This is a genomic window from Vibrio sp. HA2012, assembly GCF_002812955.1.
GTDB lineage: Bacteria > Pseudomonadota > Gammaproteobacteria > Enterobacterales > Vibrionaceae > Vibrio.
In genome coordinates this window covers 186,126-199,940 of sequence record NZ_PFXK01000003.1, presented here as the reverse complement: position 1 = coordinate 199,940, position 13,815 = coordinate 186,126, and the positions used below count along the sequence as shown (strand labels likewise).

General features: G+C 46.6%; 12 protein-coding genes. 9 read left to right on the top strand and 3 right to left on the bottom strand.

The annotated features are described in order from the left end of the window. Window positions 1–40 precede the first annotated feature (40 nt). Window positions 41–1,945, bottom strand: a complete 1,905-nt coding sequence (locus CSW98_RS07135; RefSeq protein ID WP_100799778.1) for a methyl-accepting chemotaxis protein — start codon at window positions 1,943–1,945, stop codon at window positions 41–43. Between the two features lie 322 nt (window positions 1,946–2,267). Between CSW98_RS07135 and CSW98_RS07130 the strand changes: the two genes are divergently transcribed. The 9 genes from CSW98_RS07130 (at window position 2,268) to nqrC (ending at window position 11,208) form a co-directional block, all read left to right on the top strand. Further along, window positions 2,268–4,214 (top strand): FTR1 family iron permease, encoded by a 1,947-nt coding sequence (locus CSW98_RS07130; RefSeq protein ID WP_100799777.1) that lies wholly within the window; start codon window positions 2,268–2,270, stop codon window positions 4,212–4,214. Between the two features lie 70 nt (window positions 4,215–4,284). After that, on the top strand, window positions 4,285–4,803 hold the full coding sequence (locus CSW98_RS07125) for an iron transporter (protein ID WP_100799776.1): 519 nt from the start codon (window positions 4,285–4,287) through the stop codon (window positions 4,801–4,803). An 84-nt stretch (window positions 4,804–4,887) separates the two neighbouring features. Further along, window positions 4,888–6,273: a Fe-S-containing protein gene (locus tag CSW98_RS07120; RefSeq protein WP_100799775.1), complete on the top strand. Its 1,386-nt coding sequence runs from the start codon at window positions 4,888–4,890 to the stop codon at window positions 6,271–6,273. 17 nt (window positions 6,274–6,290) lie between these two features. Further along, window positions 6,291–7,586 carry an ABC transporter permease gene (locus CSW98_RS07115; protein WP_100799774.1) on the top strand — a complete coding sequence of 432 codons (1,296 nt, stop codon included), beginning with the start codon at window positions 6,291–6,293 and terminating at the stop codon, window positions 7,584–7,586. After that, a complete protein-coding gene (locus CSW98_RS07110; RefSeq protein WP_100799773.1) occupies window positions 7,573–8,727 on the top strand; it encodes an ABC transporter permease in 1,155 nt (384 codons plus the stop codon). Before CSW98_RS07115 ends, CSW98_RS07110 begins: the two co-directional genes overlap by 14 nt. Window position 8,728: 1 nt before the next feature. Next, the gene (locus tag CSW98_RS07105; protein ID WP_100799772.1) at window positions 8,729–9,412 is read left to right on the top strand and encodes an ABC transporter ATP-binding protein; all 684 of its coding nucleotides are present in this window, start codon (window positions 8,729–8,731) and stop codon (window positions 9,410–9,412) included. Further along, window positions 9,393–9,917 carry a TlpA family protein disulfide reductase gene (locus CSW98_RS07100; RefSeq protein ID WP_157810357.1) on the top strand — a complete coding sequence of 175 codons (525 nt, stop codon included), beginning with the start codon at window positions 9,393–9,395 and terminating at the stop codon, window positions 9,915–9,917. Before CSW98_RS07105 ends, CSW98_RS07100 begins: the two co-directional genes overlap by 20 nt. 8 nt (window positions 9,918–9,925) lie before the next feature. After that, a complete protein-coding gene (locus CSW98_RS07095) occupies window positions 9,926–10,384 on the top strand; it encodes a copper chaperone PCu(A)C (protein ID WP_100799770.1) in 459 nt (152 codons plus the stop codon). An 8-nt stretch (window positions 10,385–10,392) separates the two neighbouring features. After that, the gene (gene nqrC, locus CSW98_RS07090; RefSeq protein ID WP_157810356.1) at window positions 10,393–11,208 is read left to right on the top strand and encodes an NADH:ubiquinone reductase (Na(+)-transporting) subunit C; all 816 of its coding nucleotides are present in this window, start codon (window positions 10,393–10,395) and stop codon (window positions 11,206–11,208) included. A gap of 1 nt (window position 11,209) precedes the next feature. On the opposite strand, the gene CSW98_RS07085 is transcribed toward nqrC, so the two are convergent. Together CSW98_RS07085 and CSW98_RS07080 are read right to left on the bottom strand one after the other, a co-directional pair. Then, entirely contained in the window at window positions 11,210–12,241 is a 1,032-nt protein-coding gene (locus CSW98_RS07085) for an alpha/beta hydrolase (RefSeq protein WP_100799768.1), read from the bottom strand. 175 nt (window positions 12,242–12,416) lie between these two features. Continuing rightward, window positions 12,417–13,814, bottom strand: coding sequence for an efflux transporter outer membrane subunit (locus CSW98_RS07080; RefSeq protein WP_100799767.1), 1,398 nt, complete (start codon window positions 13,812–13,814; stop codon window positions 12,417–12,419). Window position 13,815: the final 1 nt, after the last annotated feature.

Below are 13,815 nucleotides of genomic sequence, written 5' to 3'. Positions count from 1 at the left end.
CACACTGCCAGTGTGTGTCCTTGTGTCTGCTAGTGCGGGCTTACGCCAGCTTAAACCGGGTGACCAGAGCATTCAGGTCATGATTGATCTGGCTAATATTACGTGACAGAACCTCAGAGGTTTCACCATTACTGCTTAACTCTCTGACCATATCATTTATTGCATTCATATTCCGGCTGATATCATTGGTGACACTGCTTTGTTCTTCCGCGGCGGTTGCAATTTGCGAGCTAAGGTCATTGATACCATCAATACTGGTTACCAGTTGTTGCAGCATGCTACTGACCTGCTCGGTATGCTGGAAGGTATCCTGACAGCGTCCCTGAGTACCGCTCATGGACGATACGACCGCTTCAGTTCCACTCAGAAGGCGGCTTAGCGCACTTTCAATCTCCTGGGTACTGGCCTGTGTCCGGCTGGCCAATGCCCGAACTTCATCTGCCACAACCGCGAAACCGCGTCCTTGTTCACCCGCTCGTGCAGCCTCAATAGCTGCATTCAATGCCAGCAGGTTGGTTTGTTCAGCAATATCGCCGATGACCTGCAGGATCGAGGTAATAGATTTCGCTTCTTCACTCATGTTTGTCAGACGCAGGGACGTTTCTTCCACATCAGTGACCAGTTCGGTAACCTGTTCCTGTGCTTTAGAAACCACCTGCATGGATTCGGCACCGTCTCCGGTTGCCCGTGTCGTAAGAGCGGCGGCTTCATTGGCGTTATGAGCAACGGATTCGGCAGTAGCATTCATCTCTTCGATAGCGGTGACGACTTGTTCTGTTTCAACCACATGTTTTTCCAGAATAGAAGAGTTGTTACTGGATTGAGACTGAAGCGCAATGGCATCTTCCTGCAGGCGTTTGGAGGCATTATCAATTTCCAGCATCATATTTTGCAGGTTTTCGATAAACAGGTTAATACCATGAGCAATCTGACCCAGATCATCGTCAGTTTTGACCTCAAGCCGCTGAGTCAGATCACCGTTACCAGCAGATAAGCCCTGAATTGTGTTCTTCAGGATCAGGATTGGACGGTAAAGATATCCCAGAATCAGTAACGTCAGGATAATACAGCCGATAGTCAGACCAATGGTCAGGAAGATAGCATCGTTCCTCGAGTCTGCCAGATCAGCAAACACGGTGGATTTATTCAGTCCCACGACCAGATACCAATTTTTGTCACCGTATTTGATCCGCTGGGTGAACATGACTTTATCCACCCCTTTCAGGTCATAGTGAATGATGGCGGAATCTGTGCTGGTTGCCTGCCTTACCGGGTCGACCAGTGAACTGACATCGGTGAGCTTAGTGCCGTTAGGGACTGCCGGAGAAGTACTTGCCAGTACGGAAGAATCTTCTGTCATGATCACAGCAAGGGCTCCGGGCATATCAATGGATTTTACTGTTTCATCAAGTACAGAAAGAGAAATGTCCGCCAGAATGACACCATTCTGGAATTTTTTTGCAATACTGACCAGAAGATCACCGTTATTGGCATCAATGTAGGGTTCGGTGTATATCAGTGAATTGGTTTTCATGGCATCGGTATACCATGGTCTTTTCCTGGCGTCGTAGGAGGCGGGATTTTTGTGATCTGTCCAACCGTCGAAATCAGCAGAGGCGTATGAATCACCATTTTCAAATCCGACCATCAAATTAGAAACCGAAGAAAGATTTGCCCCGATACGCACCCGTTCCGCATGTCCGTCGGTGTACTTATAGGTCTGGTAATCTCTGGCCATTTCATCAACCGCCTGAGATTTTGTCTGGATAAAATATTCAAGAAGCTCTGATTCAGTAGATACAATTCTTTTAGTATTCAGATAGATACTGTCTTCTAACGTTTGTCTTTCGTGGCGATAAGCCAGATAGTTTGATAAACCGACTGACAGCGAAACCAGTATGCAAACTGATACCAACAGTGCTGTTTTAAATCCAAGCGTTTTCATTATTTATTCCCTTAAATCTTATGGTATGGGGAGTCGTACAATTTAGAGTTATATGCCTAGTTTTCATAGCTTAGCCAATAAATTTCTGTCTGTCACGATGGCGACATCTCACTGCTGGTTTAATGTACCAATGCCTGCTACAAGCTGCACTGTAACCGGTGCCGCATTTTATGCTGAAATACGGTGTGACTTTGTTTTTCACCTAGAACAGAAGACGTTAATTGGTATGGCGTATTCTTCTTTGTTTGACCCTCAAATGATTTCCTGATAAATTCATCGAAAATAAAAATCGTTATCATTACTATTTGGTTTTGGGTTTATTATGCGCTATGTACAAGGACTGTTTTTAACAGTGCTACTTTCTCTTTCTGCTTTTCCGGTCTTTGCTGCTATTGTCGACTATCAGGCTGCCGTGGAAGATATTAATGCCAGGCTGGACAAAACATTTGAACTTTATCAGGCCGGTAAGATCCCTGAAGCCAAGTCAGCGGTTCAGATGGCTTATTTCGATGTGTATGAAGACATCGAAGGCCCTATCCGTATCAACTATTCTCAAAAATACAGCTATCAGCTGGAGGCTAAGTTCGGTGAAATTCGCAAGCTGATTGCAGATAAAAAACCTTTGGATGAAGTACAGCAGGAAATCGAATGGCTGAAATCTGAAGTGGCAACAATTCCGGATATTCTGGCTTCTGGCCATCAATTAGTTGCAGAAACACAGGATCTGTCTCAGGAGAGTATTCTGCCGTTCTGGCGCACACAGGTGCAGAATATTGAAACGACACTTAATCAGGCTTTGACGGAATACCGCGAATCTGCGCCCCAGACGGATAGTACCGCAGACAAACAGCAGAAATCCTACCAGCTAGTGCAGCAGGCTCAGTTTACTTTCTATAAAAATTCTGAGCTGGAAATTGCAATCCGTCTCAATCGTTCTACGTCGAAAGCGGCTGATTATAATGATCGGTTTAAGAGTATGCTCACTATTGCCAAAACAGCGTACAACCAGCAAAAACTGATCCAGTTCAGCTATGAGCTGTCGACCCTGGTTCAGGATCTTAAAGATGACCTGCCTGGCCTTCCGGCCACTCGTGATGAGCAGAAACCTCAGCAGCAAGATGAAGAAATGCAGATCGCTGACAAGAATTGGGATCAGGTGGTAAATGATGTTGTGGCAGCAATAACGGCAGCGCTTGGTCAGTACCAGAGTGGACAGGCCGATATTGCTGTTATGAGCGTTCAGGACAGCTACTTCGATATATTCGAAGCTTCCGGAATGGAAAATGCTCTGGGTGCCCGTGATGCCAGTTTCAAGGCGGAGCTGGAAGGCTACTTCACCCGTATCGTCGGTATGATGAAGGCGGATTCCGGCATGGACGAACTGCAGGCAATGCTTGATGAGATGGAAACCGCGCTGCAGCAGGGGGCGGATACGTTGTCTCAGGGGGGAGATGGCTGGTGGGCTATGCTGATTGCCAGCCTGACCATTATTCTGCGTGAAGGGCTGGAAGCGCTGCTGATAGTGGCAGCGATCACGGCTTATCTGATCAAGAATGAAGCACAGGACAAGCTGTATGTGGTAAAGAACTCTGTGATTACCGGCCTGATTGCCAGCCTGATCACGGCGGTAATATTCCAGTGGCTGTTTACCAATTCTGGAGCAAACCGGGAACTGCTGGAAGGGCTCACTATGATGGTTGCGGTAGTTGTGCTGTTCTTTATGAGTTACTGGCTGCTGTCTAAAGTGGAAGCGGTACAGTGGAAACGGTATCTGGAGAAAAAACTGTCAGCGTCCATGACGACCGGTTCTCTGTTCGGGCTCTGGTTTGCCAGTTTTCTGGCCGTTTATCGTGAAGGTGCAGAAACCGTACTCTTTTACTATGCGCTGGCCAGTGACGCTTCATCTGCAGCAATGGCCGGATTGTTCAGTGGTCTGGCGATTGGCGTGGTTATCCTCCTTATTATCTTCTTTATCATGCGTTACAGCGTAGTGAAGCTGCCGCTCAAGCCTTTCTTTATCTTCACCGGCGGCTTTATGTATCTGATGGCTTTTGTCTTTGCCGGAAAAGGTGTGCTGGAGCTGATTGAAGGCAAAATGTTTGAACCGACACTGATGTCGGGAGTACCGGAAATCAGTTTGCTGGGTATTTATCCGTATATGGAAACCCTTATTCCGCAGGGCATTCTGCTTCTGGCGGCTGTATTCGCCCTTATCGTGATTAAAAGCCGGGGAGCCAGACTTGAGGCTCAGATGGCTTCTGGTCATTAACAATTTATGTGGTAACACAAAGTAACAATAACAGGCTAAAAAACTACTTATACAAAAAGGAAACTAAAGTATGTCTAAAACAATCTTAGCATCAGCTATTGCTGCCCAAATGCTGATGGCAACGGCAGCCTATGCCGGTGAAGTACCGGCAGGTGAAACCGTAGAAATGAACGGTATGGAGATCGCGGCGGTTTATCTTGAGCCGGTCACAATGGAACCTCAGGGTATGATGAAAGCGGCTTCTCAGTCAGATGTTCATCTGGAAGCCGATATCCATGCTCTGCAAGGTAACAAGAACGGTTTTGGGGCGGGTGAATGGATCCCATATCTGACCATTCACTACAAACTGAAAAATGTAGACACAGGGAAAACTCAGGAAGGCACTTTCATGCCAATGGTTGCGGCTGACGGTCCTCACTATGGTTCGAATATCAATATGCTGGGTGTGGGTAACTATGAGCTGACTTTCAACATTGAGCCACCATCAAAAGCCGGTCTGCTGCGCCATACAGATGAAGCGACAGGTGTTGGCCGCTGGTTTAAACCTTTCGATGTGAATTATAAGTTTAAATATGTTGGTCTGAACTGATCCCGCCTTTCCTTTTAGGAAAACAAGGTGTGATACGGCTCATTTCTGGGCCGTATCCTTTCTGTTTATATCATAGGGAAAAGAATGAGTTTTTATCTTTCGCAGGTGATATCCGTCTTTTTACTTCCTGCAATGATCTTGGGGCTTCTGTGGGAGCAACCGGTTGATAAATGTTATAAAAAACAGTTCTGGCTATTTTTGTGCGCCTTACTGACCGGCGCGGTATTGTTCCGGCAGTTGCCTTTCAGTCAGGTCAATATTTTGCTGGTATCCGGCAGTTATGCCGGAGTGCTGTTTCTGCTGCTTATTTATGCACTTTTGTTCCGGATTAACCGTTACACACTTTTATGTATGCAGACACTCATTACCGGGCTGGCTGGTTTTATGTGGGCGAAGGTGGCTAAGCTGGATATGCTCAGTGCCACTAATGTTATTAATACCGAATTTATCCTCAATATTAGTGCTCTGATCTGCGGATTCCTCCTGATTGTATTTATTCAGACTACGAGCGCAAAAATATGGGCGGGTTGTAGCCGGTCTATGGCTAAATTGGCACTTTTTATTTTGGTGGTGATTACCTCGCTGCCGTTGTCCGGTGAAATCATTCTTGCTGCCATGAAGCTGCAAGTGATTGGTCTGACGCAGGGTCTGCTCACTTATGTTTCCCGTGTGACTAATTTCTACTGGGTTTATCCCTACTGTGCAACGGCTTTGGCTGTGCTGTGTATTCTGACCCGTTACCGCACTATTGTACCGCTGAAACAGCAGATAAGCAGAGAGAGGCATGCGATCGAACGACGTAAAAAACAGGCTAACTTCAACCGGCAGTTTGCGCTGATCCGTCATTATGCTGCTGGTGTCGTGCTGGTTTTTGCCAGCCTGCTGTACTGGGATCTGGTGGCTTCCCAGCCTCTGGAACGCTCACCGGCCACACGGATGGTACTGGCAGAAGATAACTCGGTTCATATCCCCGTAACAGAAGCATTGCAGGACGGGCGTATTCACCGTTATGACTGGGTAGCCAGCGATGGCAAAGTTGTGCGTTTTTTTGTGATTGACCGCTATCCGGGCGAGCAGAAGTTTGGTGTCGTGTTTGATGCCTGCATGTTATGCGGGGATGCAGGGTACGTTCAGTCAGGCGATCAGGTGATCTGTCTGGCATGTGGCGTACATATCTTTATTCCATCCATTGGTAAACCCGGAGGCTGTAACCCGATCCCGATTGCGGAATGGACACAACAGGGAGACGAGATCCTGATTTCACAGCAGATGCTGGAAAGCGGTCTGAAATATTTCAGTGAGATTGTCGAGATCACAGCAACGGATCCGGTTAATGGTAAGCAACTGAGCAATATAGGAGCGGAATATACCTATTTGTTTGGCGGGAAAACCTATTTCTTCACTTCCGAAGCCTCTTATGAAGCATTTCGGGCGGATCCGTGGGCTTATACGGATCATGAGCCGCTTTAGCGACCAGGAGAATCATTATGCTATGGACTATGCTTCGCCAGTCCTGGGCGCACGATACCGGGCGCAAATTACTGGCTACCACGACGGTTTTTTTGGCTGCAGGGCTGATTTCGGCGCTGTTGGCTATTTCTGTCAATATTGGGGACAAGATGTCTCAGGAGATGAAAAGTTATGGGGCGAATATCGAAATTTCTCCTGAAGGGCAGATAGAGCTGCCGGAGATGCTGGCTTCGCATCGTACGGATCTGGCAAAAGGCGATCTGTTACGGGAGAAAGAACTGCCCAATATTAAGGATATATTCTGGCGTAATAATATTATTGGTTTTACTCCTTTTGTCCGTGGACAGGTTCAGGCTCAAAAAAGTAGCGGGATGTTACAGCAGATTAATCTGACGGGTACTTTTTTCGATCAACATATCCCGGTTCCGGATGAACCGGACTACCGCACCGGTAACCGCTATATTGCCACTTACTGGCAGGTGCAGGGGCAATGGCCGGATGATGAAAAACCTCAGGCTCTGGTTGGTCAGACACTGGCTGCGTCGCAGGGATGGTCTGAAGGGGATATCATTCAGCTGTATGGAAAAAATGCTACCTCAGTCTCAGTGACTATTACCGGTATCCTGAGTAGTGGTTCGGATGATGAAACATCTTTACTTGTGCCTCTGCATATTGGTCAGCAATTGTTGGATCTGCAAGACCGGGTACAGACAGTTAATGTTTCAGCTCTGACCGTACCTGAGAATGCGCTATCGAAAAAAGCCCGTGAAGATCTGGAATCGCTCGATTCTGATGAATATGACCTCTGGTTTTGCACTGCGTTTGTTTCTTCTATCTCTTTCCAGTTAGAAGGGGCGATGAATAACGCGTTGGTAAAACCTATCTGGCAGGTTGCCGCATCGGAAGGAATCGTTATCGGGAAAATTCAGAGTCTGCTGTTTGTTGTGACGTGCGCAGCCCTGGTGGCTGCGGCGATGGGTATCGCGTCACTGATGACAAATGCCATTTTGCAGAGAGCGAAAGAGATCGGCCTGATGAAATCGCTCGGAGCACATAACTGGCAGGTGTATCTGCTGTTTTATTCCGAATCGGTTATCTGCGGACTGCTGGGTGGTTTGCTGGGCTGTCTGGCTGGTTGGGGGCTGGCAAAAGTGATGGGGTATGCCCTGTTTGATTCTGCGGTCAGTTTTAACTGGATTATCGTGCCTATGGTATTGGTGATTTCCGTCATCATTACGCTTATTGGCACCTATTTCCCTTCACGACGTATTGCGTCACTTTATCCTATCGAGGTGCTGTATGGGCGCAAATAAAGGTTCGTCTGTTAACCGGGGTGCGATGAGCCGTCTGTTGGTATGGCGTTCGCTCAGACTGCGGATCCGTCGGGTGCTGGTCGTATTTGCGGCTTTGACCGTTGGAGCGGCAATTATTACTGCGATGGCGGGTGTCTATTTCGATATTAATGAAAAAATGAGTCATGAATTGAGAAATTACGGAGCGAATTTCTTTGTCGGGCCGGGAGAGACGCAGGAATATATGACGGCTGAAGAGTATCGTCAGATTCGCGGACTGGCTCCGCAGGACAGTCTGGTGGCATCCAGCCCTTATCTTTACGGTATGGCACAGTCTGATCTGGAAAAAGTGGTATTGATGGGAATCGATTTCTCACAGCTACAGAAACTGACGCCGTACTGGCAGGTGAAGGGCGAATGGATCAATGTCACTTTTGACCAGCGTAATGCCATGATTGGCAGTAAGCTGGCACAAAAACTGGAGCTGAAGCTGGGTTCATCGATCAATATCATTAGAGATGGGCTGAAACACAGCTTTACCATAAAAGGGATTATCGAATCCGGTGAAGCGGAAGACAATTATCTGATTGTAAACCTGCCCGTAGTGCAGACGTGGCTGGAAAAAGAGGGGCTGGTGAACTATGCCATGTTCAGTTTAGCGAACGATACAGGACAGGTGGAGCAGTTCGCTGCAGTATTGAATCAGCGTTATCCACAACTGAATATCCGCCCGATCCGTAAAGTTTCGGCCTCAGAAGGTAAGGTGCTGGATAAAATCAAACTACTGATGGGGGTTGTGGCATTTGTCATTCTGCTGTTGTCTACGCTGTGTGTAAATACAACGCTGACGGCAATGATCTCTGAACGGAAATATGAGTTTGCATTGCAAAAAGCACTCGGAGCTTCTCATCGTTCGATTACCCGGCAAATCCTGACTGAAACCGTGCTGATGACACTGGCTGCTATTGTTGTTGGTCTGGCTCTGGGTTATCTGCTGGCTCAGGTTTTGGGACAGACCGTATTCAGTGCCAGTATCGATCTGCGTAGTCCGGTATTTACCATCACGTCTGTACTTTCATTTCTCGCAGCTATGGTTGCTGCGACGGTTCCTACGCTAAGGGCGATCCGTGTCGATCCCGCCAAGGTGCTGAAAGGAGAATAAAATGTCAAATTATGCAATTGAAACTAAAGGGCTTTCCAAGCATTTTGAGCAGGTTAAGGCGCTGGATAATATTAACATCTCCATTCGTCACGGTGAGTTTGTTGCCATTATGGGAGCTTCTGGTTCCGGTAAAACTACGCTGATGAATATTCTCAGTTGTCTGGATACGGCCACCGAAGGGCAGATTTATCTGGATGGCCAGGACGCTGCACATTTGGATGAGGATGGTCGGCGTTCATTCCGGGCTGAGAAGATTGGTTTGCTATTCCAGCAGTTCCATTTGATCCCGTATCTGACGGCACTGGAGAATGTCATGCTGGCTCAGCATTATCACAGTGTAACTGATAAAGCGGCAGCGATTTCGGTGCTGGAACAAGTGGGCCTCGGACACCGTATTGATCATTTGCCGAATCAGCTTTCTGGTGGTGAGCAGCAGCGGGTATGTATTGCCCGGGCTTTGGTAAATGAGTGTCCGATTATTTTTGCCGATGAGCCGACCGGAAATCTGGATGAAGAGAATGAGCGGATTGTTCTGGAGATTTTCCAGCGCCTGCATGCCCAGAACCGCACCATTATTATGGTGACCCATAACCCGGATTTAGGGCGTTATACCGACCGGATTATTCGGCTACAGCATGGTAAGTACGTGGGAGAGGAAAGGCCGAATGAGCAATTATCTCAATAGTTATTATCGTGGCAATAGGGCATGTTTTAGCATACTGATACTGCTGTTATTAGGGGGGGTTAGTGGCTGCAAAGAAGAGATAGCGAAAGTAGGAGCAGAGGCCCCGCCTGTGGCGGCCTTTGATGTACGTCATCAGGAGATCAAACTGGAAACATACCGGGGTAAACCACTGGTACTGGAGTTCTGGTCCGAGAGTTGTGGTGTGTGTCTGCTGATGATGAAAGACTGGCAGAACCTGGTGCAGGCGCGGCCTGATGATCTAACGGTCATCGGTGTCAATATTGATGATAAAAATGTCGATTTTAATGCGGTGGCTGATGAGCTTGGTATCACTTTTTTGCTGGGTAAAGATCAACTTGGTATTACTCAGGAACGTTATCTGGTGTCTGTAACGCCAACAACCTTCTTTATCGATAAACATGGCGTGATAGACAAAATGCATGTCGGCTATTCCACCGGAATGGATTTAAACAATTATATCAATCAGTTAAAGAATCAAAAATAAGGGTGGTTATGCTAAACAAATATGTGTCTGTTTTTCTTACTGTTGTCATTTTCAGTTGTGTTTCTGTTTTTGCGCAGGCAAATGTAAATACTCTGCAGCAGCAGGTCGAAGTGGAAAATCCGGTGATTTTTCAGCTTGCGCAGGGAGCCAAAAGCACCGGAAGTAAAATGACAATCCATAATAATACCGGTAAAGATCTGGTGATCACCGGACTGAGCAGTGAAGTGTTCGGTATGACCATGCTGCACAGCAGTAAATTTGAAGGTGGTCAGCGAGTGATGTTTCACATTGATGAAATTAGTATTCCGGCGGATAAAATGCTGGCGCTGACACCGAATACTCATCATTTGATGCTGTTTAATCCAGTACGGACTCTGGAGCTGGGAGAGTTGATTACTTTGCATATCCGGAGTAATCAGGGGGAATTCGATATTATTGCTCAGGTTGTTCCCCGTCGTCTGAAGTAGAGGTGATCATGTTATTTCTTAAAAAATCAGGTGCGACGCTGTTGGTACTGTTGTTATCCGGTTGTTTTGGCTCTGAGTCGGCGGATACTGACTCTGCGAAAAAGCTGAAATCTTCTCTGAGTCAGAATGTTTCTGTGCAGCATGAAACTGTTGTGCTGGATAAGCGTCTGGTGTTGGTAGAAACGGCCGGGTTGCTACAAAAAAAAATCAGTATTGTGAAGTTAATGGAGCAGTATGTTGAACCCAAGCTGGTGGATCTGAATACCGGTCTGTTTATTGATGATGCTGATCGTCTGGCTGGCTATGATGCAGAGTTATCCCGTACGGATCCGACACAGTCGGTCGCTCTGACACAAGCGGATGATCATGCCGGTCTTAAACGCCGGGAGAGTGTTGCCAAGGTATTTCTGATTAAGAATGATCATGGGAAGGGAGCATATGATCGGGTGGTTCTGCCTGTGCGGGCATTTGGTAAATTCTCTATGTTGCACGGTTATCTGGCTTTGAATCTGGATGATATGACTATCAGTGGTCTTGGTTTTTACCAGCATGCAGAAACACCGGGACTGGGAGGAAACATTACCGACGATCCTGAATGGACTCAGCAGTTCACCGGTAAGCAGATTTTTAAACATGAAAAGCCGGATTTTCAGGTTGTCATGAACCACAGTGAAATTTCTGATGCTTATAGTGTTGATGGTATCTCAGGAGCGACATTGACCAGCCAGGGGGTACAGAATGCACTGAACTTTTGGTGTGGAGAGCAGGGTTTTGGCCCTTTTCTGCATAACCTGAAGTCACTTCAACACAGTCATAGTGGATAGCTTAATGATGATCGCCTTCCACTATAACCTCATTGTTGTGTGATTCTGGTGTTTCAGCCGTGCTTTTTAACGACGGCTTAATATGGTTATTCGAGTGGCTAAGCACAGATTTTAACCATATATGAATATCTGCGACGATCTTCTTCTTTTTGCTCTGGCCGGAGCTATTTTTCCAAGCGTGATCAAGACCATCATATAGCCTGTACTTAATATTGTCTTTTCCTGATTTACTGAGAGCCAAAAGCATTTCGTCAACTTTATCAGGGGATACGGACAAATCCCTTGAACCTTGCAATATCAGTAAAGGTGAATTGACTTTTTGCAGAATCGCCAACTGATCCATTGACAGCATTTGATGCCACCAATTGTAACCGTGGTCACTAATCTTAAGCTCAAAAGGCTCGCTTGTTAAGATGTGCTCCGCAAACTGTTTAAGTCCCTCACGACTTGCTTTGGCTTCTTCCGGATTTTGTTGAGTGGATACCATGCTATGTAAAATATCATCAAAGAACCAACGCCCGCCTCCGTTAAAGGAAATCGTCGCATCCACGTAATCAATATTTGCTGCAAGAAGGTTTGCAATAACAGCACCTTCACTTCCGCCTAAGACTACCAAGGTTCTGTATTTTTGTTGTTTTCGTACTTCCTTGAGCACCGTCTTAATATCGGATATTCGCTGCTCTGGACTGTCATTGTGAATATACTCTTCGGGGCAATCCTTCCTTTCTGCTCCGGTGTGATAGCTTAATTTTTTGCTAATGCTGTATTTTTCAATGAGAAGAAGATCCGCTTGAGGCCAGATATTTTTGTAGTCGCTCTTGATTGAGTCTATATAAAAAATACTATTGCAGTCAGAGCCCTGTAGAATCAGGAGCAGTACTTTTTCAGTCACGGGAGCAGGCTGCTCAATTAAGTAATAATTTATTTTTGATTTATCCGGCCTTTCTAAGGTCAGTTCCTGTGCTTCGGATATTCCAACTCGAGTCATGAAAATCCCAAGTAGCAATATCCAGAATGTGGTACGAATATTCATTTAGTAACCCTAGAATTTATTAAGCCGATTAAATCTGCCTGATATCCTCACCATAATGCTACTGCTTATTCTTATATTCAAAAAAGAATCATATAGTTATCTATGTTTGGACAGGGTTACTTAGCATTTATATTGCATTCCCATGCAGAAAACATGGGAATGGCGGGTCGTTTTTTTACTGGCTTTGGTTCAGTTCCGGAGCGATATCACTGCCGCCCAGAGCCTGATACAGGGTGGCCTGAATAACATATTGGTTATAGCGGTTTTCCAGCAATGAGGCTTCAGCATCACGGCGATCCTGCTGTGCATCCAGTAAATCGGTAATCCCAATCGCACCATTGTTGTACTGGCTGGTATAAATTTCTTCGGCTGCTTTAGTATCTTCATATTGTACTTTTAGCTTTTCTCCCTGATACAGATACTGCTGGCGTGCGGACAAGGCATTATCTACGTCTTCAAATGCTTCGTAGAGCGTTTTCCGGTAGCTGACAATGGTACTTTGGTATTGCACGTCTGATATTTGTTTGTTTAGTTCCATCTGATTCCACTGCAAAAATGGCAGAACCAGTCCGGCTCCCAGGGTTCCGAGCGGATTTTGCAGCAGGTTTTCAAGTTGAGATGATGAATCGCCAATTGATCCGGTCAGAGTCAGAGTCGGTAAATAACTGCTGGCGGTTTCATCTTTACTGGCCAGTGCGGATTTCAGCTCGTACAGAGCGGATTTCACATCCGGACGTCGTGCCAGAAGATCTGCGGGGATCCCTGCAGCAACTGCTGGAAGTGGTGCATTCGGCAGCTTATGGATATTCAGTTGCATGTCTTTCGGTGGTTGGTTAAATAAAATCGCCATTGCATTGTTGGCTTCCGTTAATTCTTGCTGCAACTCGCTGTGACTGATTTCAAGGCTGGTGACGCTTTGTCTGGCTTCCAGTACATCCAGTTTTGATGCTGCACCGCTTTGATACTGACTCTGAGTCAGTTCCAGGGTTTGTCTGGCATCGTTCAGGTTTTCTTCACTTAAGGTGAGGTGTTCATTCAGATAGCCTATTTGCCAGTACAGAGACGCCGTTGTTGCTGCCAGGCTCTGGGCGGTGCTTTCCCTGTCTTCTGCACTGGCCATGGCCGACCATTTTGCTGCATCAATGCTGGCAGATACCCGTCCCCACAGATCCAGTTCATAGCTGACAGATACGCTGGCTTTGTAAGTGTCAGAGGTATCATTGCTTCTCAGATCTCGTTCTTTTTCGGCAGATAAAGAAGAAGAGAATTGAGGTAATGCATCGTCATCAGCTAGTCCCGCTTCCAGTCTGGCTTCGCGCAGAGTCAGGGTTGCCAGTGCCAGATCATTGTTGGTTTGCAGAACCTGCTCGATAAGTTGGTTCAGTTGCGGATCCTGAAATTGTTTCCACCAGAAATCCGTCAGTACAGACTGTCCGGAGCGGAGTGGTTGCCATTGCTGAGGCACGTCAAGTTCCGGAGCCTGATATTCTGTACGGGTGAATGAACTGCATCCGCTTATCAGTGTTGCGCAGATAGCCAGAGTGGTGAGTTTGTAGCGAAATTGATTATGCATA